The 24,148-nt window shown below is 56.2% G+C and carries 17 protein-coding genes; 10 read left to right on the top strand and 7 right to left on the bottom strand.

Going from position 1 to position 24,148, the window contains the following annotated elements; translation table 11 throughout:
* Positions 1-30 precede the first annotated feature (30 nt).
* From GRI35_RS10550 to GRI35_RS10525, 6 genes are all read left to right on the top strand, one after another.
* Positions 31-1,875, top strand: a complete 1,845-nt coding sequence (locus GRI35_RS10550; RefSeq protein WP_160614125.1) for a beta-propeller domain-containing protein — start codon at positions 31-33, stop codon at positions 1,873-1,875.
* Positions 1,876-1,921: 46 nt separating this feature from the next.
* Positions 1,922-2,674 (top strand): 3-oxoacyl-ACP reductase FabG, encoded by a 753-nt coding sequence (gene fabG / locus GRI35_RS10545; RefSeq protein ID WP_160614124.1) that lies wholly within the window; start codon positions 1,922-1,924, stop codon positions 2,672-2,674.
* A 23-nt stretch (positions 2,675-2,697) separates the two neighbouring features.
* Entirely contained in the window at positions 2,698-3,231 is a 534-nt protein-coding gene (locus tag GRI35_RS10540) for a phosphonate C-P lyase system protein PhnH (RefSeq protein ID WP_160614123.1), read from the top strand.
* Between the two features lie 212 nt (positions 3,232-3,443).
* Positions 3,444-4,571, top strand: coding sequence for a DNA polymerase III subunit beta (gene dnaN / locus GRI35_RS10535; protein ID WP_160614122.1), 1,128 nt, complete (start codon positions 3,444-3,446; stop codon positions 4,569-4,571).
* Position 4,572: 1 nt separating this feature from the next.
* Positions 4,573-5,211, top strand: a complete 639-nt coding sequence (locus tag GRI35_RS10530; RefSeq protein ID WP_160614121.1) for a glutathione S-transferase family protein — start codon at positions 4,573-4,575, stop codon at positions 5,209-5,211.
* 83 nt (positions 5,212-5,294) lie between these two features.
* Positions 5,295-6,377: a DUF2855 family protein gene (locus tag GRI35_RS10525; protein WP_160614120.1), complete on the top strand. Its 1,083-nt coding sequence runs from the start codon at positions 5,295-5,297 to the stop codon at positions 6,375-6,377.
* A 266-nt stretch (positions 6,378-6,643) separates the two neighbouring features.
* Here GRI35_RS10525 and GRI35_RS10520 read toward each other — a convergent pair whose 3' ends face one another.
* Positions 6,644-8,398 carry an N-acyl-D-amino-acid deacylase family protein gene (locus tag GRI35_RS10520; protein ID WP_160614119.1) on the bottom strand — a complete coding sequence of 585 codons (1,755 nt, stop codon included), beginning with the start codon at positions 8,396-8,398 and terminating at the stop codon, positions 6,644-6,646.
* A gap of 71 nt (positions 8,399-8,469) precedes the next feature.
* Between GRI35_RS10520 and GRI35_RS10515 the strand changes: the two genes are divergently transcribed.
* On the top strand, positions 8,470-9,363 hold the full coding sequence (locus GRI35_RS10515; RefSeq protein WP_202390544.1) for an alpha/beta fold hydrolase: 894 nt from the start codon (positions 8,470-8,472) through the stop codon (positions 9,361-9,363).
* Positions 9,364-9,578: 215 nt separating this feature from the next.
* On the opposite strand, the gene GRI35_RS10510 is transcribed toward GRI35_RS10515, so the two are convergent.
* The 3 genes from GRI35_RS10510 to GRI35_RS10500 are packed head-to-tail and all read right to left on the bottom strand — an operon-like array spanning position 9,579 to position 13,488.
* On the bottom strand, positions 9,579-10,895 hold the full coding sequence (locus GRI35_RS10510) for an FAD-dependent oxidoreductase (protein WP_160614118.1): 1,317 nt from the start codon (positions 10,893-10,895) through the stop codon (positions 9,579-9,581).
* A gap of 18 nt (positions 10,896-10,913) precedes the next feature.
* On the bottom strand, positions 10,914-11,762 hold the full coding sequence (locus GRI35_RS10505; RefSeq protein WP_235900192.1) for an alpha/beta fold hydrolase: 849 nt from the start codon (positions 11,760-11,762) through the stop codon (positions 10,914-10,916).
* A gap of 28 nt (positions 11,763-11,790) precedes the next feature.
* Complete coding sequence (locus tag GRI35_RS10500; RefSeq protein ID WP_160614117.1) at positions 11,791-13,488, bottom strand: PHA/PHB synthase family protein; 1,698 nt, start codon at positions 13,486-13,488, stop codon at positions 11,791-11,793.
* Between the two features lie 136 nt (positions 13,489-13,624).
* Between GRI35_RS10500 and GRI35_RS10495 the strand changes: the two genes are divergently transcribed.
* The 3 genes from GRI35_RS10495 (at position 13,625) to lepA (ending at position 20,485) form a co-directional block, all read left to right on the top strand.
* The gene (locus GRI35_RS10495; protein ID WP_235900191.1) at positions 13,625-16,357 is read left to right on the top strand and encodes an EAL domain-containing protein; all 2,733 of its coding nucleotides are present in this window, start codon (positions 13,625-13,627) and stop codon (positions 16,355-16,357) included.
* Between the two features lie 31 nt (positions 16,358-16,388).
* Positions 16,389-18,602 (top strand): EAL domain-containing protein, encoded by a 2,214-nt coding sequence (locus GRI35_RS10490; protein ID WP_235900190.1) that lies wholly within the window; start codon positions 16,389-16,391, stop codon positions 18,600-18,602.
* 65 nt (positions 18,603-18,667) lie between these two features.
* A complete protein-coding gene (gene lepA, locus GRI35_RS10485) occupies positions 18,668-20,485 on the top strand; it encodes a translation elongation factor 4 (protein ID WP_160614116.1) in 1,818 nt (605 codons plus the stop codon).
* A 175-nt stretch (positions 20,486-20,660) separates the two neighbouring features.
* Here the strand turns inward: lepA and GRI35_RS10480 are convergent, their stop codons facing one another.
* The 3 genes from GRI35_RS10480 to GRI35_RS10470 all read right to left on the bottom strand — a co-directional run bounded on the left by GRI35_RS10480 (position 20,661) and on the right by GRI35_RS10470 (position 23,900).
* The gene (locus GRI35_RS10480) at positions 20,661-21,308 is read right to left on the bottom strand and encodes an RloB family protein (RefSeq protein ID WP_160614115.1); all 648 of its coding nucleotides are present in this window, start codon (positions 21,306-21,308) and stop codon (positions 20,661-20,663) included.
* On the bottom strand, positions 21,301-22,596 hold the full coding sequence (locus tag GRI35_RS10475) for an AAA family ATPase (protein WP_160614114.1): 1,296 nt from the start codon (positions 22,594-22,596) through the stop codon (positions 21,301-21,303). Before GRI35_RS10475 ends, GRI35_RS10480 begins: the two co-directional genes overlap by 8 nt.
* A gap of 512 nt (positions 22,597-23,108) precedes the next feature.
* Entirely contained in the window at positions 23,109-23,900 is a 792-nt protein-coding gene (locus tag GRI35_RS10470) for a hypothetical protein (protein WP_235900189.1), read from the bottom strand.
* Positions 23,901-24,148: the final 248 nt, after the last annotated feature.

Genomic DNA, 24,148 nt, shown 5'->3' with positions numbered 1-24,148 from the left:
AGCATGTCCGGGGCTTGCGCCACAATTCCGATGACCAGCGGCGGGGGAGATACGGTCCCGGTTTTTGCCTCGGAGCAGGCAATTGATCGCTATGCACGGTCCATTGATCGAGAGAAAGAGCGGATCCGTGCCCTCTACGAAGAGGGTGGTGAGGCCGATCAATATATCGTTGTGACCGGCTCGCGGGTCGAAGGGCCAAATATCACAAACACGCAAGAGGAGGGTGTTGACGAAGGTGGGATCGTCAAGGCGACTTCCGATTTTCTCGTAGTGCTGCGGCGTGGTCGGCTTTTTACAATCCGTCACGGCGATGACCAGCTTGTGCCGGCTGGCCAAATCGACGTGTTCCCACCCGGTGCTGAAGACCCCGATGATGCTTGGTATGATGAGATGCTTGTACGCGGGAATACTATTGTTGTTATCGGTTATTCGTACGGGGACGACGGGACAGAGATTAGCCGCTTCACCTTGGCCGATGATGGCGGACTGACCTATCGCGATACGCACTATGTCAAATCGCAAGAATATTATTCCTCGCGCAATTACGCGTCGCGTCGGATTGGTGACACGCTGATCTTATATTCGCCGAGCAATATGAATTGGACCAAGTGGCGTGAGAGCTTGCCATCCGTCGGAAAACGCATCGCTGAGGACGAGGTCGAGGAGACCCACCGTGTCTCGCTCGACAATTTCCACATTCCGCAGCGCTACGTCGATACGCCCCATCCTGACCTTGATACGCTTCATACCGTTACCCGATGTGACCTTCTGAGCGAGGACTTCGAATGCTCCTCACAGATGATACTGGGCAGCTGGTCGCGCAATTTCTACATCACCCGCGACGCTGTGTTTGTGTGGACGAGCGAGGCAAATTCTTGGCGGGTCAAGGATGATGATGACAATCCTGCGATGCTCTACCGGTTCGATCTCGCCACCGATGATGTGACCGCAATCGGAGTCCGGGGCTCGCCGGTCGACCAATTCTCGTTCCTGCAAGATGATGAAGACGACAAATTACACGTCGTTGTCGACGGCGATAGCTATGGCGATGCGATGTGGGGGAGTGAGTTCTCTCTTGGCGGTTCTGCGTTGCTGCAACTGCCGTTGGACATGTTTGGCGATGGCTCTGCAGAGGCTCCCAAATGGGCCTATCGTGGCCTCCCTTCTATTGAGGGATACCGCAAGCAAAACCGTTATGTCGGGCGTCACTTGCTCTATGGCGGCGGTTATTACGGCGATGAGGACGAAACGCCGCAGCTTTATGTGTCACCGATTGATAAAGGGTGGGTCCAGCGGATCGAATTGCCGCATGGCGTATCCCGGATTGATATGATAGGCGGCGATGGCTTTGTTGCTGGCGAAGCTGAAGACGACGCATTGGGGTTCTCTGCAATATTGCTGGATGACGGAAGCGGGACGGCGCGCCTCGGCAGCACCTTTCTGCTGCCATCGGCTGAAGAAGGCGAGAACCGCAGTCAGGCATTTTTCTTCCGGCCCGATGCCGGTGCAGAGGATGGCGAAAGCGGCACGCTGGCATTGCCGGTCAATCGTGAGCTTGATGATGACCGATACGAATTTCTGGGCCGCGCAACCTCTCTCGCATTTTTGCGACGCGAAGATCGTGAATTGAAGGAGGCAGGCACACTGGATACCGAGTATCAGCGCAGCGTTCCCGACCAATGTGTTGCTTCCTGCACAGATTGGTACGGAAATGCCCGCCCGATATTCCTGGGCGAGCGGATGTTTGCGCTGCTGGGCTACGAGCTGATCGAGGGAGATCTGAAAAACGGAAGAATCACCGAAAGGCGCCGCATCGATTTTGCGCCCAACCCGCTGTCTGCTGCGGAAGAACGTGCAACGGCGGTTGACCAATAGGCTGCGCCGCGCGACAGGCGTATCATAGATTTTCGGAGACTGACTGATGTTCGACCTGAGCGGGAAAACTGCCCTTGTAACCGGTGCCAGCGGAGGGATCGGTTCTGCGATTGCGTATGCTTTGGCCAGGCAAGGTGCAAGGCTGGCGCTGTCCGGCTCCAACGGAGACAAACTGCGCGTATTTCGTGAGCAGCTCAACGATGAAGTGGGTGGCGATCACGTTGAGATCACCTGTAACCTGTCGGATACCGAAAGCGTTGAACAGCTTATTCCCGCCACGGTAGATACGCTCGGAAAAATGGATATCCTCGTCAACAATGCCGGTATCACGCGTGATAATCTCGCGATGCGTATGAAGGACGAAGAATGGGATCAGGTGATGAAGGTCAATCTTGAGGCCGCCTTCCGTCTGATGCGCGCATCCGCGCGTCCGATGATGAAGGCACGCCATGGCCGGATTATCAACATCACCAGCGTGGTTGGCAGCACCGGTAATCCTGGTCAAATGAACTACGCTGCGGCTAAGGCTGGCTTGGTTGGCATGTCCAAAAGCCTCGCACAGGAATTGGCCACGCGCGGCATCACTGTGAACTGCATTTCGCCCGGTTTCATCCGCACCGCGATGACCGACGAACTGCCTGACGCGCAGAAAGAAGCGCTGAACGCGCGCATTCCAATGGGCCGCATGGGCGAGGGCGAAGATATTGGCGCTGCGGTGGCTTATCTCGCTGCCGACGAAGCGGGCTATATGACTGGCCAAACGCTGCACGTGAATGGCGGCATGGCGATGATGGGTTGAGATCCAATCGACGACAACATGGGATGAGAACGGCAAAAACGGTATTTGCGGCGGTTCTTTTGGGGATTGCATTTGCCGCGTCTTCTGCTCCGACTGTTGCGCGCGATGCGGAAAAAGCCAGCATGTGTTTGCTTGAAAAGGGCGGTGCTGAGGCGACAGCTGTTTTTGTAAACTTGGGTAGCAAGGGTTTCGTGCCGACCGCAGCCCAAATGAGTGCTTTTAATCGGGCCATGGCCTCATGCGAAAAACGGCATGGCTGGACGCGAGAGCAGACCTTCGATGCGGGAGCACATACCGGTTTTGTCTTGCGGTTTCGGCAGGTGGATTCCGCTAGCCGCGCGGCTGGAATGACCGCGAGCCGCCGGGCGGTGTTGCTGGAGGGTGCTACGCTGTTTCATAGAGGACCGGCTCTGCGCAAGGAGTGGCCGCAGTTCAACGGCTGGCTGAACCGTCATACAGGCGTGCGTTTTGCAGACTTCCGCAAAACAAGCGAGTTTGCTTTTTTCGATGCCTATTTGGGCGTTTTGTCATCCGCTCACAGGTTTGAAAATAGCTAGGTGAGCAATGCTTTATCGGTGCGTCAAATCGCGAAAATTGGCTCACTGGGCCGTTTATCCCCAAGGAATCAGCCATTCTGGTTCGTATATGCCGACACAGCCTTGCCCCATAGCGCCTCACCGCTAAGGATATTTATGATTTTACCGGCGCTGGCTGGCAATTCTGGCCGATGAATTGGCAGTCTTGGCGCGCAATAGGGAATTGATACGCGATGAAGGCCACAATCGAACGCGCTACGCTGCTGCGCTGTTTGTCCCACGTGCAATCCGTGGTGGAACGCCGCAACACCATTCCAATCCTGTCCAACGTCCTGATCGAGGCCGAGGATGGCGGAGCTGTCAAAGTGATGGCAACCGATCTTGATCTGCAAGTGATCGAGAATATGACTGCTGCCTCGGTCGATACCGCAGGTTCGATCACCGTGTCTGCGCACTTGCTGTTCGATATTGCGCGCAAATTGCCAGAGGGCAGTCAGGTAAGCCTGGAAGCCGCTGACAACCGCATGGCCATTAAGGCGGGCCGAAGCCGCTTTTCGCTTCCTACGCTGCCAAAAGATGACTTCCCGGTCATTGTTGAAGGCGATCTTCCAACCAGCTTCGAATTGCCCGCAAAATTGCTGGCTGAATTGATTGACCGTACGCGTTTCGCGATCTCGACCGAAGAAACCCGTTACTACCTCAACGGGATATTCTTCCACGTATCGGATGAAGACAAGCCAGTGCTGAAAGCTGCGGCGACTGACGGCCACCGTCTCGCGCGCTTTACAATCGATCAGCCTGAGGGTGCCGAGGGTATGCCTGATGTGATTGTTCCCCGCAAAGCTGTGGCGGAATTGCGCAAGCTGCTTGAGGAAGCGCTCGACGCCAATGTCCAGATTGACCTGTCGGCCAGCAAAATCCGTTTCACCATGGGCGGCGAGGGCGGCGTTGTGCTGACCTCCAAGTTGATCGACGGCACATTCCCCGATTACAGCCGGGTCATTCCGACGGCTAACGACAAGCTTCTCAAGATCGATCCAGCCAGCTTCTTCGCCGGTGTGGACCGCGTTGCGACCATCGCAACCGAGAAAACCCGCGCCGTGAAAATGGGCCTGGAGACGGACAAAGTCGTCCTGTCTGTCACCAGCCCGGACAATGGCACAGCGACCGAGGAAGTTGCCGCGCAATATGGTTCCGAAGGGTTCGAGATTGGCTTTAACGCCAATTATCTCAAAGATATCCTCAGTCAGATCGACAGCGACGAAGTGGAACTGCACCTTGCCGATGCCGGCGCGCCGACGCTGATCCGCAAGGACGATAAGAGCCCTGCGCTGTATGTGCTGATGCCGATGCGGGTTTAGTATGCCGGATTTGCCGGTCCGCATTTTTGGGCCGGTCATATCAACCTACGTTCGCGCAGTTCAGATCGTGTGCGAGGAGGCTGGCCTCTCGCATGAAACCATCCCGACACCCGCGCACGCCCCCGAAAATCGCCACCCGTTCGGCAAAGTACCCGTGGTTGAAATCGACGGGCTAGAGCTCTACGAAACGCATTCAATCGCGGCTTACATAGACAATTCCCATAATGGTGGCGCGTTGCAGCCATCCGATCCGGCGCAGCGCGCGGTGATGGAGCGATGGATTTCGGTGGGTAATTCCTATCTGTTTCCGTTGTTCGAGCGCGGTTTGGTGATGCCGTATATAATGCATCGCTATGCCAAGATGGAGCTCGACACAGCGCGTATTTCCAAGGCTTTGCCCGATATCGCCAAAACGCTGTCTTTCCTCGATCTGGAATTGCAGAAAGATGGCGCGTGGAGCTCGGCCGGTTTCACGCTCGCCGATATCTTCCTCTATTGCATTTTGCGCGGCGTGGAATCGACGCCAGAGGGCGCTGCGGGCATGGCGCAGATGCAGGTATTGCCACTGTGGATGGCATCGTGCCGGGCGCGTCCCTCAATTGCCGCTACGGCTTGGCCGGATGAGCCGGTGGCGACGTAAGTCTGACCAATTTCACCCTCGCAAGGCCGGTTTCAAAACGCTACGCTCCTTTCAAAGATCAGGCCAAAGAGTAGGAACACGCCATGAACCAAGCCGTATATGTCACCCGCGATAATCCGTCAGACGCGAAGACTGTCGATGTTGCGCCGGGTGCGCTACCCGATGGCGGTGTCCGGCTGAAGATCGAGAGTTTTGCGGTTACCGCGAACAATGTAACCTATGCGGTCGCTGGCGACCGGTTTGGCTATTGGAACTTCTTCCCTGCCGCTGGCGATGATGGAATCGTGCCGATGTGGGGGCATGCTGTGGTCGAAGAGTCGAACCACGATGAATTCGCCGTGGGTGAGCGCGTCTATGGCTATATCCCGATGGGAACGCATCTGAATGTGATGCCGGGCAAAGTCACGCCCCACGGCTTCGTGGACCTGGCCGAACACCGCCAGCCGATGAGCCCGATCTATAATCAGTACAGCCGCCTCGCCGCCGATCCAGAGCATGATCCGGCGAAAGAGCCCGAGCGGATGATCTTTGGACCGTTGTTCAAAACCGGCTTCCTAATCGAGAACTTTATGCGCCGCGAAAGCTGGTTTGGCGCGGAGCAGGTGATACTGACCAGCGCCTCTTCCAAAACCGCGATGGGCCTTGCCAGCGTGACTAAAGACCGTTCGCCGGACATACGCCGGATCGGCCTGACATCTGCGGGCAACGTTGCCTTTGTCGAAAAAACGGGTCTTTATGACGAAGTCGTCGCCTATGGTGATGTCGAGTCATTGGCGCAGAACCCCAGCGTCACCGTCGATTTTGCGGGCAATGCCGGACTACTGGCAGAACTGCACAACCACTTCGGCGAAAATCTCAAATATTCATGCCTGGTCGGAGCGACTCATATCGAGGCACGCGGCGGTGCCCTTGGCGGACCCGCGAAGATGTCAGGCCCCGAACCCATTTTGTTCTTCGCCCCCGATCACGCGGTCGCGTTGTTCAAAGACCTTGGCCATGAAGAAGCTGCAAAACAACTGGCAGCAAGCTGGCATAAATTTATCGCCGATGTCGGCGATACGGTTCAAGTCGATATCCGCGAAGGTATCGATGCTGCTCGCGAAGCATTCGTCACGATGATGAGCGGTAAGGTGGACCCTGCGCAGGGGATTGTGATCAAGCCGTAACCGGACAAAGGTTACACCGTGTCACTTTGAACTTTGATCGCTAGAGCATTGTAAGGCAAGCATAAAGCCGCGTTTCCCGAGGCCGGACGGACAGGGGACCGGAGGCTATTTTGCGCCCTTTCTGTGCAAAAGGTACTTGGCAGCTGGCCTGGACCGATACGCGATAACGGTCCAGTTTTTCGCAGATCGACTATGAGAAAGAGCGGCTTGCGAGCGTAGCGGCGTTTCTTCGTGTAGGAAAACACCGAAAATTGTTACGTCGCTTTCTACTCAGCCGCTTCCGCCAGTGCAGCGCGCTGCGGGCCGCGGATCAGGCCGCCGGGTGTTTCGCCGGTCCATTTGCCGCCTTTGAACGTGACTTTGCCGTTCTTTATTGTCGCGACATAGCCGTCGGCTTTTTGCAGTAAACGCTTGCCGCCCGCGGGCAAATCAAATGCCAGCCATGGCTTGCCCAGCTTGATCGCATCGAAGTCAATGATGTTGAGGTCGGCCATATAGCCGGGTGCGATGATCCCGCGATCTTCCAATCCGTACAGACGGGCGGTGTCCCAACATTGGCGCTTGATCGCGTTCTCCAGCGTAATCCGGTCGCCGCGTTTGCGGTCGCGGACCCAATGCTCCAGCATGAATGTCGGGCTCGCGGCGTCACAAATGGTGCCGCAATGCGCACCGCCGTCCGACAGTGAATTCACCGTATCTTCGGCGTGCTGCAGCGGATGGAGGAAGTCCAGATTACCTTCTGCATAATTCAAAATCGGCAGGTAAATGAAACCTTTGCCGTCGTCAGCGCAGAGCATATCGTAAGCATATTCCTGCGGATCGATGCCCTTGGCATTGGCGCGCGCATTGACGCTGGCGGTTTCGTCCGGCTCGTAATCGAAGTCCGGATCCATCTCATATTGCAGCGCCCAGCCTTGGGTAATGACCATCACCACCGGCAAAATATCCTGCGGGGCTTCGGAATAGTCATTGGCCTCAGACAGCAGCTGTTTCTTGAAGTCCGGATCGAGCAGTTTCGGCTTCTGCTCTTCCCAAGGGAGTTCTGCGATTGCCTGCCAGCTCGGGCGGTAAACAAACGGGTTCACCGTTCCTTGCCACGCCATGATGATGCCGTTTCCGCGCAATGCAATCTGCGCGACGATATTCGCGCCATTGTCGTTCTGCGCGCGCATGGTGGCAATCTGTTCTTTGAGCGGCATTTCCTTCGCGATCGACTCCAGCGCGGCGAAGGTAACCGGCAGGCCGGTCTCGCGGCTGAGATCGCCCATCCATTCGAACTCGTTCCAGTCGCGTTGAAGGTCGCTGGCCATCTCGAACACACCATGACCCACACGGCCCATCGCGCGGCCGATCTTAACGAGTTCATCTGCGGTGGCGGTGGTCCCGGGGACCAACTCGCCTTCAACCGATTTGTGCAGCACTGTGCGGCTGGTGGAGAAGCCCAATGCGCCGGCACGAACGCCTTCCTCGACGATTTCGGACATTTTGGCGATGTCTTCCTCGGTCGGCACAGCACCGGGCTGTTCGCGGTCCTCAAGGACATAAGCGCGCACTGCGCCATGCGGGACATGGGTGCCGATATCGACCGTACGGGGCAGTTTCTCCAACGCGTCGAGATATTCGGGGAAGGTCTCCCAATCCCACGTGATACCCTCTGCCAGAGCCGTGCCCGGAATGTCCTCGACACCTTCCATCAGGCTTATGAGCCATTCGTGGCGGTCAGGTTTGGCAGGGGCAAAGCCAACGCCGCAATTGCCCATCACCACGGTTGTCACACCGTGCCAGCTGGACGGGGCCATCTCCTGGTCCCATGTGGCTTGGCCGTCATAATGGGTGTGGATGTCCACAAATCCCGGTGTGACCAGATTGCCCCCGGCGTCGATCTCTTCTGCCGCATCGCCGCGGACTTCACCGACTTGCGCGATCAGTCCGTCCTTGATCGCCACATCGCCAGCGAAACGCGCGTTACCAGTGCCATCTACGATGGTTCCATTGCGGATGATCATATCAAATGCGGGCATCGGGTCTCTCCGTTCAATTTTTATTTGAGACCGATTTAGCATATTCGAAATGACATCGCTATGGTGCGCGCATGACCGAGACAATGAGCTGGACGCCGGACGCCAAAAGCGGGATCACAATCGACTGGGTGGAAGCCAACGGCATCCGCTTTGAAGTCGCTCAAGCGGGCGAGGGTGATAGGCTTGCTCTGTGCCTGCATGGGTTCCCCGAGCTACATTACAGCTGGCGATACCAGATGCCGATGCTGGCCAAGATGGGGTACCGCGTATGGGCGCCCAATATGCGTGGTTACGGCGAGACTACGCGGCCCGAGGGTGTCGAGAATTACCGGCTCGATACGCTGGTGCAGGATGTCGCGGCATTGATCGATGCAAGCGGCGCGAAGGAAGTCACCCTGATAGCGCATGATTGGGGTGCGATCGTTGCGTGGCACTTTGCGATTCTGAAGCTGCGCCCTTTGGCGCGGCTTATCATTCTCAATGTCCCGCATCCGAAATGCGGTGAGCGTGAGCTCAAGAGCTGGCGGCAGTTGAAGAAGAGCTGGTATATCTTCTTCTTCCAGCTTCCGTGGCTGCCGGAGAAGCTTCTGGGGCGGGGCGGTGCCGCGCCAATCGCGCGCGTGTTTCGCGAGTCTGCGGTCAACAAGCAACGGTTCACCAGTGCGGAGCTGAAACCGTACCGCGATGCCGCCAAAAAGCCCTGCGCACTTACGGCCATGTTCAACTATTACAGAGCTTTGTTACGCAGGCCTGACGGGCGGAAGATCGGTGATGGGATCGTCGAAACGCCCACGCTGATACTGTGGGGGGAGCAGGATGTTGCGATAGATATTCACTGCCTCGACGGTACGGATCAGTATGTCCCGGACTTGACCGTCAGGCGCTTTCCCGAAGCATCGCATTGGGTGCAGCAGGATATTCCTGATGAAGTCAATGCAGCGATGCGTGAATGGCTCACACAGTAGATCGCCGAGTGAATATGCGAGCTGTCATTTGACTGGGATAGAGTGCACTTGGCGATGCCTAAAGGTAACGACCCCCCCGCTATGGGAGCTTTCCTAAAGTTGATAAAACAGGCCGACATTGCATGGGTGCCTGCTTGCGAGCGGCAGCGCTGGTTTAGCGGCCGCGTTGCGGGAAGCGGGCAATTGCCTGAAGTCGGGCAGAGCGGCGTGAGCCGTTAATGGCCAGCCTTAATCATCGCTTCGATGTCGACGAATTTCTCACGCGGTGATCCGTCGCGCGCGGCGGCGGCTTCGGCTTCTTCGATTTTCTTCCAGTCCTGAAAAGTCACGATATCGAGGCCGCGCTCTTTGGCCAGCGCATCGAAGCCCTCGCGGCCTTTTTTGCCAATACGGCCCAAGACTCCGCTGTCCATGTCTTCGGCGACTTTCTCGATCAGGCTGTAGCCATCGGGGCGGTTGGTGCCGATCGTTCCCGATGGTCCGCGCCGCGCCCAGCCGACGCAGTAAAGCCCGGCCAAGATGCGTCCCCCGTCATTGGCGAAGCGGCCTGCGCGTTCGTCAAACGGGACCCCGGGGATGGGAGAGGTCCTGTAGCCGATGCAGGCGATGACCAAATCTGCCGGGATTGCATAGATCTTCCCGGTGCCGACAGCCTTTCCGTTCGCGATCCGTGTTTCTTCAACCCTGACTGACGCGACCGTCCCATCGCCTTCTATCGCAATGGGATTGGCGAAGAAGTCAAATTCCACCTCAATCGCCTTCTCGGCGTGCATATCTTCCGGGATCGCCGCGAAGCTGCGCAAATGTGTGACCGATTTGCGGATGCCGGGTTCGAGGATTGCGTCATCGGCTTCTTCAGGCAAATCATCGCGATTGACGCGTGGTGATGCACGTTCGAGATTGCCGAGCTCGCCCAGCTCTTTTGGGGTCATCATGATCTGGTGTGGGCCCCGCCGGCCCAAGATCGTGACCTTCTCGAGGCCAGAGGCCTTCAACGCATCCAGCGCATGGGAAACGATGTCGCTTCCGGCAAATTCGGCGTCGGTTTTGGCCAGTATCCGCGCGACATCGAGCGCGACATTGCCCATGCCGATTACCACGGCATGCCTGCCCGACAGGTCAGGGTTAAGTTCGGCGAATTGCGGATGGCCGTTATACCAACCGACAAAGCTGGCGCTGCCGAACACATTCTCGAGATTTTCACCATCCAGGCCAAGCTGCCGGTCATTGGGCGCGCCGGTCGCCAACACCACGGCATCGTAAAGCGCTTGCAACTCGGCGATCGAGATGTCCGTGCCCACCGCCACATTACCAACAAAGCGGACATTGTCGGTTAACGCTGTCTTCTCATATCGCCGCGATACGCTTTTGATCGATTGGTGATCGGGCGCAACGCCGGTGCGAATCAATCCGTATGGAACGGGCAGCGTGTCAAACACATCGATTTGGACATCGTCGCCCCACTGCTTGTGCGCAGCTTCGGCGGTGTAATATCCTGCCGGACCCGAACCAATGATCGCGATGTGCCGCATGCCATCCCCTCCGGACCGTTACGCTGCTGCCGAAAGCTCCGTTTCGTCCGGCGCATCGAGGAAGTCGGTAATCGCACTGACGCTCTCGTCTTTATGGCTGAGCAAGAAGAGATGTCCGCCGCCTTCCATCACGATCAATTCGCTATTCGGAATAAGCGTGTTGAGGAATTTGCCATTGGCCAGCGGCACAATCTGGTCATCGTCGCCCATCAGGATGAGCGTTTCCTTGCGCATAAAGGGCAGCACCGGCGCGCTGGTCCAGCCAAGCATCGCAAGCAGCTGATACATATATCCGCGCGGGCTGGGCGGGGTGAGGCGCGACATATGGCCGCCTTTGCCTTTGGTTCCGTCGAGCGCGCCGCCGTAAAGCGTCTCGAAATGCTGTGCCATATAATCTGCGTCCACATAGCGGCGCGGGTTGGCCATCTTGGTCAGTGCAGCCGGATTGCCCGGTATCATCAGCATGCCTGCGCTGGTTGCAATAAGCACCAATCGCCGCGTGCGGGCAGGGTGCTGGATCGCGAAATGCTGCGCCATGCCGCCGCCCCAGCTGATGCCCATGACATCGACTACACCGAGACCAAACCGATCCAGAACCTGCGTTGCGGTCCATGCCATGGTGACAATTGTGTAAGGAATGACCGGATCGGGCGAGCCGCCCGTGCCTGGCATATCGAACATGATGAAAGCGCGGTCGTTCATCGCTTCTGCGAGAGGGGCTACTGCTTCGATATTCGCGCCGATACCGTTGAAGAATAGGACCGGTGGATGGTCACTTGGCTCATCGAGCCGCCAGCGGGCAATACGCAGATTGCGGCCGCCAACATTTTCAATCGAGATTTCGGCCGAGGCCATAGGATCGCTCAAGCGAAATTCCTTTGATTATTCAGATGAATCAGTCGACTTCTTCGGAGACGTAAAGGCCCGGAGCAAGATCGAGAGGTTTGTATTTGGCGTTGCCAAGCTTTTTCGGCGCGGGCTTGATCTTGCCTGCACGTGCCTGGACCCATTCCGCCCAATAGGGCCACCAGCTACCGGCAACTTCCTCGGTCCCTTGCAGCCACTCGTCTGCAGTTTTTGGCAGTTTGCCGTCCTTCTTCTGGACGAAATATTTCGCCTTCGGATTGCCCGGAGGATTCAGGATTGCCTGCATATGGCCCGATTGGCTGAGAACATAGGTCACGTTTTTGGAGCCGAATAGCTGTGTCGAGCGATAGGTCGCTTTCCACGGCGTGATATGATCGGTGACGCCGCCTAGGATGAACAGATCACTCTTCACTTTCGACAGATCGACCATGTGATCGACCATCTCGACTTCGCCTTTGCGTGTGAAAGCCAGCGTCTCGAATGCGGTCAGGAAATCGCCCATCAGGCTGGCTGACAGATTGGTCGCATCGGCATTCCAGAACAGCACGTCAAATGCCGGCGGATCATCGCCAAGAAGGTAATTGTTGATGACATAGTTCCAGATCAGATCATTTGGCCGTAGCCACGCGAAGCCGCGCGCCAGATCGTCACCCTTGATTATGCCTTTTTTGGCAGCGCGTTGACGAGCGAGCTGCATCCCGTTTTCGCTGACCAGAGAGCCTGCTTCGATATCGTTTTGCTTGGGGTGGAGTACACATACCATTAGCGTCAGCGCGCCGAGCAGATCGTCCTTGTCCGATGCCATCTTGCTGGCGAGCATCGCCGCTGTTTGGCCGCCAGAGCACCCTGCAGATACATTGACCTTTTTGGCGCCCGTAATGGCAGACACCGCCTCCATCGCTTCACGGCATGATTTCACATAGTCGGTCATGTCCCAGTGGCCCTGTTCTTTCGAAGGATTACGCCACGAAATTACGAAGGTCTGGATTTTGTTGTCGGTCTGCCACTTGATCACCGACTTCTCCGGAGAGAGGTCGTTGATGTACATTTTGTTGATCTGCGGCGGGATTGTCAGTTGCGGGATTTCATGCACTTCATCGGTGGTCGGCGCATAATGGATCAGTTCCATCATTTCGGTGCGTAGAACGACCGACCCTTTCGACGTTGCAACATTCTCGCCGAGCTTGAACGGGCGCTTGTCAACCTGACTGACCATGCCCTTGTTGTGAACCATATCGTTATAGGCGTTTTTCAGGCCCTTCACGAGACTAAGGCCGCCGCTGTCGACCAAGCGTTTCTGAGCGGTCGGATTGCCCATCAGAGTGTTGGTCGGGGCCAAGCCGTCAATGATGATATTGGAGATGAAATTGGCGCGGTCACGCTCCAGATCATCGAGCTCCAGATCACTGAGCCAATTACTCATGCCCTTCTGCACGGCGAGGTAGTACTGTGCACCGGCGCGGAAAAACGGATTGTATTGCCATGCCGGGTCTTTGAAGCGCTTGTCGCGCGGATCGGGTGCGAGATCGGACTTTCCGGTCATGATTTTAATCATGTCCTGCCCCATTTCCTGCGCATGCTTCATCGAACGCATCGGATCAGATGCTGTTTCGCGGAGGAGCAGGGCTATTGCGCCCACGAAATCCTCACGGGCCAGCCCGATCATCGGGCCTAATGCGGTGGTCGATTGCGCTGCTTCGTCTTCAAGCTTGGTGCCGTCAGCCATGTGCTCTCCTGATGCGTTTTTATATTTTGGGTTTCATGCACGGCGCTTTCGTGAATGGCAAGCAACGGTCCAAAAATGCTGCGAATTGGGCTGGATGGTTAACGTTTTTTCAAAAGGATGAGCGCATGGCGGCGTCATGGGTACAGTTGAGCCGCAACGGCGAGTTTCCGAGGATAATCTTAGCACGCGCTCCGACGCGCCCTTCCGTGTGCGTGAAGCCCATGATGACGAAAACCTCGTAGAACGATCCGAAACCGTTCAGCAAGAGCGCCGGGACGGGGTTCAACGCCGGGTAATCGCGCAGCGTGCCGGGCGCATTTCCAGCGAAAATGACGGTTTCCGGTTGCATGTCTTGCCGTCAGACTGGTGGTTACTATCCGTTTTAATCGTCATATCGGTCGGGATGGGAGCAGTCCTGTCCAACGCATTGCCGCCGTGGCCGGTCGGGATCGGCACGATTCTTGGCGTAGCAGCCTGCTTCGGCGCAAGGACTGTTGCCCGCAAAGAAGAAGATAGCGACGAGAGAAACCGCACTCTGGAAATCTTCGCATGGGCATCGATCGCAGCGGTCATGCTGTGCACCGGATTTAACTTTGCATACTGGGTCGTTTACGGCTCGCTCGAATTGACATGGGCACTTGCCGGTATGGTATCTGCCTCGGCGCTCAGCACGAGTATGCTGACTGGCCGCATTCCGCAGCAATTTGTCGCACAAATATGCTGTTGGCTGCCGCTCGCGGTGCTGGAAGGAACCACGACAGCCTATTTTGGAATTGCGATCGTAACAGGAGCGATGCTGGTTGTCGGGTATCATCAAAGCCTGATTTCGCAGCGGCGCAATGAGTTACAACAGGCACGGGAACGGGAGCGGAATCGCGCCGAGGATATTCTTCGCGATTACGAGGAAACCGGGCAAGGTTGGTTCTGGGAAACCGACCGGCGCGGTATGCTAACCTATCTGTCAGCCTCCGTTATGGATGTCTTGGACAAGCCGGAAGGGGAAATTCTCGGGCGGAGCCTGACCGATCTGTTTGATCTTGGCGAGGAGAACAGAGAGGGCGAGCGCACTCTTGCGTTTCACCTTTCTTCGCGTTCGTCATTTCAGGAACTGGGAGTGCGATCAGCGGCGTCGAGCGAAGAGCGCTGGTGGTCGATCAACGGCCGCCCTGCTTATGACAGTTTCCACAATTTTGTCGGCTTTCGCGGTTCGGGTACCGACCTGACCGAGAAGAAGCGGAGCGAGGAGAACGTTAATCGCTTGGCGCAATTCGACTCATTGACCGGCCTTGCTAACCGTTTTCAAACGCAGCAGACGCTGCAAAAGATCCTCAGCTCGCCGTTACAGCAACAACGCGAATGCGCGGTACTGTTGCTCGATCTCGACAGATTCAAGCAGGTCAACGATACGCTGGGGCATCCCGCAGGCGATGCATTGCTCAAGCAAGTAGCAGAGCGTTTGAAAAGTACCGTTGGCAAAAAGGGGCAGGTCGGCCGCTTAGGTGGTGACGAGTTCAAAGTGATCACACCAGGCGGGGTTGATCGCAAAGAATTAGGCCAGTTGGCGCATGATATCATTCATTCTCTGTCGCAGCCATATTCCATAGAAGGTCAACGTGTGGTCATTGGTGCTTCAATCGGCATCGCCATCGCTCCTCATGACGGCGTGACAAGTGAGTCTTTGATCCGGAATGCTGATCTGTCACTCTATGCCGCCAAGGATGGCGGGCGAGGGCGCTACCATTTCTACTCCAACGACCTGCATTCCGCTGCCGAAGAGCGCGCCCAGCTGGAGGAGGATCTGCGCGATGCTATCTCGCAAGGCGGGTTGGAGCTTTATTATCAGCCTGTCATTTATGCTCATGATGAGACTATTGCAGGTTTTGAGGCTCTATTGCGCTGGAACCACCCTACCAAGGGCTGGCTTTCTCCGGCGAAATTCATTCCGGTCGCTGAAGACACCGGGCTGATTTCAGCCATCGGGGAATGGGCAATCCGTGCTGCGTGCGATGATTTGGCCACATGGCCAGAGAATGTCCGCTGTGCCGTCAATGTGTCACCCTTGCAGTTCGCAAACCCGCAGTTGCCAACGGTCATTACCAATGCGATCGCGCATGCAAATATTGACCCGTCGCGGCTTGAGTTGGAAATTACCGAAAGCGTATTTCTTAACGATGATGAGGGTACCGACGCGATGTTCGCAGCGCTCAAACGCGTTGGCGTCCGGCTGGCGCTCGATGATTTTGGTACCGGGTATTCGTCGCTTGGCTATTTGAAGAAAGCGCCGTTCGACAAAATCAAAATCGACCAAAGCTTTGTTCGCGGCGCAACCAAGCCGGGTAGTCGCAATGGCGCAATTATCACGTCTATCACAAGCCTGGCAGAAGCGCTGGGCATGGATACCACAGCGGAAGGCGTGGAGACGATGGACGAGCTGGAACTCGTCCGATCACTCGGCTGCAGCCATATTCAGGGATATATCTATTCGAAGGCGCTGAGCGCTGAAGCAGCTTTGGCTCGTTTGCAGCAGGGTGTTAATATGGTCGCTAAGGGACCGCGTTCGGCGCGTGCCTTCCGGCAAAAGATGCTGCGCAAAGTGGTGCTGAGCCATGGCGACCAAATGTACGATGGCGCGATCCGGAACATGGCGGCTGGCGGTGCGATGGTTGAAGGCTTGTGGAATGTTCCACCCGGTACAGAATTCAAAGTGGCTATCTCCAAAAAGCTCATTGTCGCGGCAAAGACGATCTGGAGTGAAGATAACCGGATGGGCATCCAGTTCGAGAAACCGGTCGACATGGATTCCCTCGAAATGCGGCAAGTTGCCTCTTCATCGCCGAATGAGTTTGGAAATGTGAGAAAGCAGGCATGATCTGCAGAATTTCCAAAATGGGGGCCCGGTAATGGCGAAAAGTGGATTTTTCTCGCGTCTAAGCGGAAGTGATAGTCAGCCCGAAGCTGGACCAATGGCCGCGCCAATCAGCAAGGGCGACATGCAGAAAAGGCTGGAACTGCTCGATAATTTCGAGAATCTGGAGCTTGGCTGGTTCTGGGCAACAGACGTCAAAGGCCAGCTGATCTATTTGTCTGAAAGCGCAGCAGCGGCGCTGGGTAGCGACAGCACTTCCTTGCTAGGCCGGCAACTGACCAGCCTATTCATTCCTGATAAGAGTGACGATCCGGAAAAATCGGAGCGCCCCCTTCCGTTCCTTATCAGCGCGCGCAACTCTTTCGCTGATCTGGCCGCCAGAATCAACATAGGTGAAAGCGCCACGGAGACATGGTGGTCGATATCCGGGAAACCGCAATTCGACGGGAATAGCGAGTTCATGGGCTATCGCGGAGGTGCAAAAGACATCACTGCGGTTCGCCAGCGCGATCTCGATGCGTCGCGCTTGGCCAAATTTGATACGCTGACCGGTCTCGCGAACCGGCACAGCATGGAAAAACGTCTGTCGGCCACGCTCATCGCTTATCAGGCGGCCAAACGCAGCTGTGCATTGATGATGCTCGACTTGGACCGCTTCAAGCAAGTGAACGATACGCTCGGCCATCCGGCCGGGGACGAATTGTTGAAGCAGGTTGCACAGCGCCTCCGAACGATCATCGGCGATCAGGGTGAAATCGGCCGCCTGGGCGGCGATGAATTTCAGATCATGCTTCCCGATATCGACGACCGCGGTAAGCTGGGGGATTTGGCTCAGCGGGTCATCCAAATGGTCTCGCAGCCCTATTCCATCGATGGTAGCCGGGCAATTATCGGCACATCGATCGGTGTCGCAATTGCGCCGTATGATGGGCTCGCCGCTGACGAACTCGTTGGCGCGGCTGATTTGGCACTTTATGCTGCCAAGGGTGGCGGGCGCGGCCAGTTCCGCTTTTACTCCAGTGACCTCAAAGATGGAGCAAAATTGCGCAAACAGATCGAAGAGGATCTGCGTGATGCATTGCACCAGAACCAACTTGAATTGCACTATCAGCCGCTGATTTTGACAGAAACGAGGCAACCGAAGGGGTTCGAAGCGTTGATGCGCTGGAATCATCCAGAGCAAGGATGGATCAGCCCCGGACAATTTATTCCTATTGCCGAAGAGACCAGTATAATTGCCGACATAGGCGAATGGGCGCTGATGCGCGCATGCCGGGATGCAACCGAATGGCCTGAAGGCACGCGGGTTTCCGTCAATGTGTCAGCCGTCCAATTCGCCAACGAGGATTTTCCGCGCATCGTGGAACGAGCATTGCTCAGCTCCGGCCTCGTCCCGAGCAGGTTGGAGCTGGAGATCACTGAGAGTGTCTTCATGGGCGACCCCCACGCTACGAGCCGGATGTTTGACCAACTCAAACAGCTTGGTGTTAGACTGGCGCTTGATGATTTTGGTACGGGATATTCGTCGCTCGGTTACCTGCGCGATGCGCCGTTCGACAAAATCAAAATCGACCAGAGCTTCGTTCGCGGTTCAACTGTAGAAGGAAATAACAACGCGGCGATAATCACCGCTGTTGTTAGTCTCGCTAATGCACTGAAAATGGAGACTGTCGCGGAAGGTGTCGAATCGCTGGACGAACTGGAACTGGTTACGACGCTCGGTGCCGACCAAATCCAAGGGTTCATCTTCTCCAGAGCGATTACGCAAGAAGACTTGCTGGAACGCTGCGAGGGCGGTGATTTGACCTTCGAAGCAACAGGCCCTGCGAAGCACCGCGCAGACCGCAAGACGGTATATCGCAGGATCGGTGTGATCCACGAGGACCATCGGTACAGCGCCGTAATGCGCAACGTGTCGGTCACCGGGGCTATGATTGAGGGCATCCTTAATATTCCGAAGGGTACCAACCTGGTCGTCGATCTGGGTGAGGGGCAATTGGCGGTTGCTACTGTCCGGCGATCAAAAGATGCCGTCCAAGGCCTCGAGTTTGAAACACCGCTGGTCAGCGATGGGGCGGACGGGCTGTGTACCCGCCACCGCGTTTCGCCATACTCGCTAGCTGCGGCAGGCATGCCATTGGCAGCGTTGCCACCGGGCAATTATCCGCTGGTCAATAATCAGACTGCTGACGGAACACCGACCCGGCCGATGTTTATGGAACTCGATATGAAGCAGCATAAGACTTGATCAAAAACGCTGTGCTACAGCTATTGATGCTGACATAGCTGTTCAGTGCCGCTAATTGCGCGGTGATGACTGATCTTTCCCTTATCCGCAACTTTAGCATTATTGCCCATATCGACCATGGCAAGTCGACGCTGGCCGACCGGCTAATCCAACACACTGGCGGCCTGACCGAGCGCGAGATGTCCGAGCAAGTCCTTGATAATATGGACATCGAGAAAGAGCGCGGCATTACCATCAAGGCGCAAACCGTGCGTCTCAACTACACCGCGAAGGATGGCGAGACCTATCAGCTCAATCTGATGGACACGCCGGGCCATGTCGATTTCGCGTACGAAGTCTCCCGCTCCCTGGCCGCATGCGAAGGCGCGCTGCTCGTCGTGGACGCGGCCCAAGGCGTCGAGGCGCAAACGCTCGCCAATGTTTACCAGTCGATCGAGCACGACCACGAAATCGTCCCCGTCATCAACAAAATCGACCTTCCCGCCGCCGAGCCCGAGCAGGTCCGCGCCGAAATCGAGGACGTGATCGGCCTCGACGCATCCGAAGCCGTGCTCGCCTCCGCCAAATCGGGCATCGGGATCGAGGACATCCTCGAACAGATCGTCGCCAAAATCCCCCCTCCCAAGGGCGAGCGCGACGCCCCGCTCAAGGCCTCGCTCGTCGATAGCTGGTACGATCCCTATCTCGGCGTGGTCATCCTCGTCCGCGTCATCCAGGGCGTCATCAAAAAGGGCCTGCAGGTGAAATTCATGATCGGCGAGACCGAGCATCTGATCGACCGCGTCGGCTGCATGCGCCCCAAAATCGAACAATTGCCCGAACTCGGCCCCGGCGAAATCGGCTTTATCACCGCGCAGATCAAGGAAGTCGAACAGGCCCGCGTGGGTGACACGATCACCACCGTCAAAGGCGGCGCCAGCGAGCCGCTGCCCGGCTATAAGGAAGTCCAATCGGTGGTCTTCTGCGGCATGTTCCCCGTCGACGCGGCGGATTTCGAGAAATTGCGCGAAAGCATCGCCAAACTGCGCCTCAACGACGCCAGCTTTACCTTCGAGACCGAAAGCAGCGCCGCACTCGGCTTCGGCTTCCGCTGCGGGTTCCTCGGCCTGCTCCACCTTGAAATCATTCAGGAACGGCTGACCCGCGAATATGATCTGGACCTGATCACGACCGCGCCGTCTGTGGTGTACCGCATCCAGCTCAACAAATCGAAGACCGAGCCTGCGGGCGAGCTGATGCTGCACAACCCCGCCGATTATCCCGATCCCACGCGCATCGATGTGATCGAGGAGCCGTGGATCAAGGCGGTGATCTACACCCCCGATGACTATCTCGGCAGCATTCTGAAACTGTGTCAGGACCGGCGCGGCATCCAGTCCGACCTGACCTATGTCGGCGGCCGCGCGCAGGTGACCTATGAATTGCCGCTCAACGAAGTGGTGTTCGATTTCTACGACCGCCTGAAAAGCATCTCACGCGGCTATGCCAGCTTCGATTACGAGCAAATCGGCCTGCGCCCCGGCGATCTGGTGAAGATGAGCATTCTGGTGAATAACGAGCCGGTCGACGCACTCAGCATGATCGTCCACCGCGACGTGGCCGAGGCGCGCGGAAGAGGCATGTGCGAACGCCTGAAAGACCTGATCCCGCGCCATTTGTTCAAAATCCCCGTGCAAGCAGCCATCGGCGGCAAAGTCATCGCCCGCGAGACTATTTCGGCCATGCGCAAAGACGTGACCGCAAAATGCTACGGCGGCGATATCTCGCGGAAGAAGAAACTGCTGGAGAAGCAGAAAAAGGGTAAGGCGAAGATGCGGGAGTATGGGAATGTCAGTATTCCACAGGAGGCATTTATTGCGGCGCTGCGGATGGGGGAGGAGTAGCACCGCATTCCGACCAATCCTGAGCAGGGAGCGCAGCGACCGTGTCGGGGCCGGCGGCGACCGCAGGTCAACGGTTATTGCTGCGTTGCGGATGGGGGAAGAGTCAGCCAACTATCTGTCACGCGTTTTGTCACCTTGCTAGGCTCTCAATCCGCAACAAATTTTTACCAATTGATTAGTCGAAGTCATCTATTGCATCCAAGAGGTCAACGACGCCAACATATGGATTAATATGGTGCTGCGCATTTTTTGGTGAGACGGCATTGTCATGCCCATTCTGGTTCAGCCGTTTGGCTCGTTCACGTGCCAGCGGAATCCATTCGCGGAGAAGCGAGAAGGTTTCTGCAGAAGACTTTCCATAGTCCTTACCGGTCTGCAGTTTAAACTCGTCGAGAAATGGACTCGTTGTACGAAGATTAGTGTGCGACGAATAGGGAGCTTGCGTGTCGATCAGGTGCAATAGTAGCCAATATTCGAAGCAAACGTTTGACAGCGCGATATTGATGCCTTGTCCGACAGCTTTTTGACGTGCTTCTGAATGCAAAACGTGACTATATTTGCTCACGGCCTCTCGATCATAAACGACCCAAAACTCATCGTCCGGTAGTGAATTTGGTGATTGCTTGGCCGATATTGCGGCCTCAACTAATTGGATAGGCGTATTCTTCCTGGTTTTCTCAATGCGTATAACACTCTTCCGTCCCGAATTGACCGAGTTTTGTAGATACCCATTAACATAGATGGGCTCGGTCTTCTCCCCTTCACAAAATATTCGCATTGTCTTTTCAGGGACAAGATTTGATGGCTTCCGTCGCTTAGGCATCCGATCCGATTTCCTTCGGAAGTGATTTCAGGATTGTCTCTTTTACATTTGCATATGAAAACTTTGGAAGCGCACCGAGTCTACCATCTTTGTAGAAAGATTCAAAAGGGCTGTCGGACCGGACATACTTTTTGTCATACTCATCTAAAGATTTTAGGGTGGATTCACCCTCAGACTTACTTACAAACCAAATTTGATCACGCCGCATGATTTCTGAGTCCAGTACATTAGTGTCATGCGTGGTAAAGATAAGTTGAGACCCTCTGCTATTGATCTCTTCATCGTTAAAGAGCCTCAGTATCAAACTTAGAAGATGAGTATGAAAATGAGAATCCATTTCGTCGAATAGCAAAATGGCACCAATTTCGAATGCGTTCAGGATCACAGGCAGAACTTCGAGTAACCGGACCGTTCCATCAGACATTGCATCCTGTTCAAACTCGATAAGTTCGCCATTTTCGGAAGCGATCCAAAAATGGTACGCAATCTCATTCTGCTCCTGAATTATCACTTTCAAATCCTCAGGCATGTCTTCTGGGAGTTTGATATCTGGGGCATTTTCATTCTGATCTCTTGTAACCTGAGAGACGCCCGTATCGGCCAAGCAGATAATCTCGCTAACGGCTTTCATCTTAGTCGAGTCGGTTAGCGAGCTTGATGACATCAGATGCTGACCTGCGCCAATGAGGGTTAATCGTTTGAAATACTGATAAACCTCTCTGATGGTATCAGGGGCTGATGCATCGTTTCCGGCACGCGAGAGATACGATGCATTCGCAAAGAATGGTAATCGTCTGCTCCCCCCCTTGTATGTCCCACCAAAGCGGATTGTTTCCCAGCTATCGTCTGCGTTTCGATCGAACACCATCGCGCGCTGTCGTTTTGCGAAAGACCATAGCCGTTCCTCTATGACACGTGTTTCGAGATACGAAATTTCGTAACGGTACCTCACGCCTGATGGCACGATAAACTCTATCTCAAAGACAACAGGAGCCTCTCGCGTCGTATCTGAAAGCCTATAAGGCTCATAAGGCAATATAGGCTTCCCCTCTCCTCTCGAACCCGAGGAAACTACCATCCACTTTAGAGCCATAAGAGCAGTTAGTAAGTTGGACTTTCCAGAAGCATTTGCTCCAAGGATGGCTGCAGACCGCAACACATCTAGCCTACCAGCGTCAACGCTCGAGTAGTTTGACTGATGGCGTCCGCGAGAATTTTCAACATTCATGCTTAGCGTTTGCTCGCGCTTGAAAGATCTGAAATTTGCTATGGAAAAGTCTATAATCATTACAATGATCTCGATTCTACTTCGATTCTGGGATAATTCTGCACCAGATGTGTTAATTCGATGCTAGCAGGCTGTCATTGGAGGTCCACATTTTTTTGGCGGGAGGCTTTCAGGTATCGATGCCACCTTCTTGTCAAAGAGCTTCACTCCCGCACCATCCAGTCGCGTTCGGCTTGGGGTCGGTGGGGTAGGGTCTGTCGGGCGCTCCGTTCGGGTGCAGTGGGCTGTAGCTTTTGCCCCATGGGTGGGTGAGAGCAGGGCCTCCTTCTTTTAGGAAGTTTGGCAGGTGGCGCTGGGTCATTTGGATGGACCTTTCGAGTTGGTGCGTGGTTCTAGGTGCTTGGTTGAGAACGCGGGACCGTGGTTCGGGCGTTGGCGTGTTTGTTTTGGCCCTCCGTCGCCGGGTGGAATGCATCCGCATTCCTTGGCTACCTCGCATAAGCTCGGGCGGGCGGTCGCCCTTGCGGTCCGCTGGTCGCGAACCGGACCATTCCAAGCCCGCTACCTTGTGCTCACTCCCAACCCTCATCCTTCAACCGCCTGATCCTCGGTCCGGTCTCAACCTCCGGCTCCTCGTCGCACTCCGGCTCTCGGGTGGGGAAGGGTGGTAGGGCTATTGGCTCCTCGGCGCTCGTCTCCGGATCGGGGCCGAGACCGGCGCGGGCCAGGTCGCGGGCTTTTAGGGCTTCGGCGTGGGCGAAGGCCTGGCGGGTTTCTTCGGTGAGGCAGGCCTCTTTGGCGGCGTTTTCTTCCTCTACTCGCTCGCGAAGGGCGTCGAATTTGCGGGTGATGCTTTCTCTGGTCTCGGCGATGTCTTTGAAGCGTTTGGCCTGCCATTCCTCTTGCCATTCCTTCTTCTTGCGCTCCAGTTGCATTTTGCCGACGGCGTTGAGACCTTTTGCGGCGCCTCCTTCTGCAAAGCGCTCTGGTGCGCGGTTTCTCAGGATGAACATCAGCAGCCGGTCATTATAGATGCGGCGGGTGCCGTAATGCTTGCCGTGGGAGATGATGGGCACCTCTATGCCGTGGAGCGCGCGCTCCATCGCAACGTCCTCGACCATTTGCACGCCCAGATCGAGCGCGGCCTGCCATGCGGCGCGGAAGCTGTCTGCGCCCGGTTGGCGGCGGAGCTGGTACGCGCCGGGCTGGCTCATATTGACGGCCTTGCAGGCGGCGTGGACGGAGCCGGTGTCGGCGAGCGCCTCGATAAAGTCGCGCTGGCGCTGCGGGGTCCAGCCATCGTGCCGATTGCACTGGCGCGGGACGGGGGTGAAATCGGGCAGCTCGCTCGCGAGGACGGGCATGCGGGTGGTGCGGGGGTCTGATCTTCTCGTCATCGGAGAGTGTGAAGCAGATTTGGTGCGAGTAGGAAAACGTTGTTTGTTTTCCGCACGCCATCCGGCGCGCGATTTCCTCGCTTTCGCTCCCTGACGGTCGCTTCGCTGCGGGCGGGCCGCTTTGCCCTATGACTGCCGTGACCAAGGTTCTTGATGTTACCTGTCTACCGAGCGCCTGTTCTTGGTCGCGGCAGCCAAAGCGCGACCGCGCGCCG

The organism is Pontixanthobacter aestiaquae (genome assembly GCF_009827455.1).
GTDB lineage: Bacteria > Pseudomonadota > Alphaproteobacteria > Sphingomonadales > Sphingomonadaceae > Pontixanthobacter > Pontixanthobacter aestiaquae.
Note: the sequence above shows the minus strand (reverse complement) of the source record. Positions and strands in the feature narration are given on the sequence as shown.

What these genes read in the sequence shown, in the direction of transcription:
- GRI35_RS10550 (WP_160614125.1), top strand. Translation starts at nt 31, where the DNA reads ATGACCAGCGGCGGGGGAGATACGGTCCCGGTTTTTGCCTCGGAGCAG.
- fabG (WP_160614124.1), top strand. Translation starts at nt 1,922, where the DNA reads ATGTTCGACCTGAGCGGGAAAACTGCCCTTGTAACCGGTGCCAGCGGA.
- GRI35_RS10540 (WP_160614123.1), top strand. Translation starts at nt 2,698, where the DNA reads ATGAGAACGGCAAAAACGGTATTTGCGGCGGTTCTTTTGGGGATTGCA.
- dnaN (WP_160614122.1), top strand. Translation starts at nt 3,444, where the DNA reads ATGAAGGCCACAATCGAACGCGCTACGCTGCTGCGCTGTTTGTCCCAC.
- GRI35_RS10530 (WP_160614121.1), top strand. Translation starts at nt 4,573, where the DNA reads ATGCCGGATTTGCCGGTCCGCATTTTTGGGCCGGTCATATCAACCTAC.
- GRI35_RS10525 (WP_160614120.1), top strand. Translation starts at nt 5,295, where the DNA reads ATGAACCAAGCCGTATATGTCACCCGCGATAATCCGTCAGACGCGAAG.
- GRI35_RS10520 (WP_160614119.1), bottom strand. Translation starts at nt 8,398, where the DNA reads ATGCCCGCATTTGATATGATCATCCGCAATGGAACCATCGTAGATGGC.
- GRI35_RS10515 (WP_202390544.1), top strand. Translation starts at nt 8,470, where the DNA reads ATGACCGAGACAATGAGCTGGACGCCGGACGCCAAAAGCGGGATCACA.
- GRI35_RS10510 (WP_160614118.1), bottom strand. Translation starts at nt 10,895, where the DNA reads ATGCGGCACATCGCGATCATTGGTTCGGGTCCGGCAGGATATTACACC.
- GRI35_RS10500 (WP_160614117.1), bottom strand. Translation starts at nt 13,488, where the DNA reads ATGGCTGACGGCACCAAGCTTGAAGACGAAGCAGCGCAATCGACCACC.
- GRI35_RS10495 (WP_235900191.1), top strand. Translation starts at nt 13,625, where the DNA reads ATGGGTACAGTTGAGCCGCAACGGCGAGTTTCCGAGGATAATCTTAGC.
- GRI35_RS10490 (WP_235900190.1), top strand. Translation starts at nt 16,389, where the DNA reads ATGGCGAAAAGTGGATTTTTCTCGCGTCTAAGCGGAAGTGATAGTCAG.
- lepA (WP_160614116.1), top strand. Translation starts at nt 18,668, where the DNA reads ATGACTGATCTTTCCCTTATCCGCAACTTTAGCATTATTGCCCATATC.
- GRI35_RS10480 (WP_160614115.1), bottom strand. Translation starts at nt 21,308, where the DNA reads ATGCCTAAGCGACGGAAGCCATCAAATCTTGTCCCTGAAAAGACAATG.
- GRI35_RS10475 (WP_160614114.1), bottom strand. Translation starts at nt 22,596, where the DNA reads ATGATTATAGACTTTTCCATAGCAAATTTCAGATCTTTCAAGCGCGAG.
- GRI35_RS10470 (WP_235900189.1), bottom strand. Translation starts at nt 23,900, where the DNA reads ATGCCCGTCCTCGCGAGCGAGCTGCCCGATTTCACCCCCGTCCCGCGC.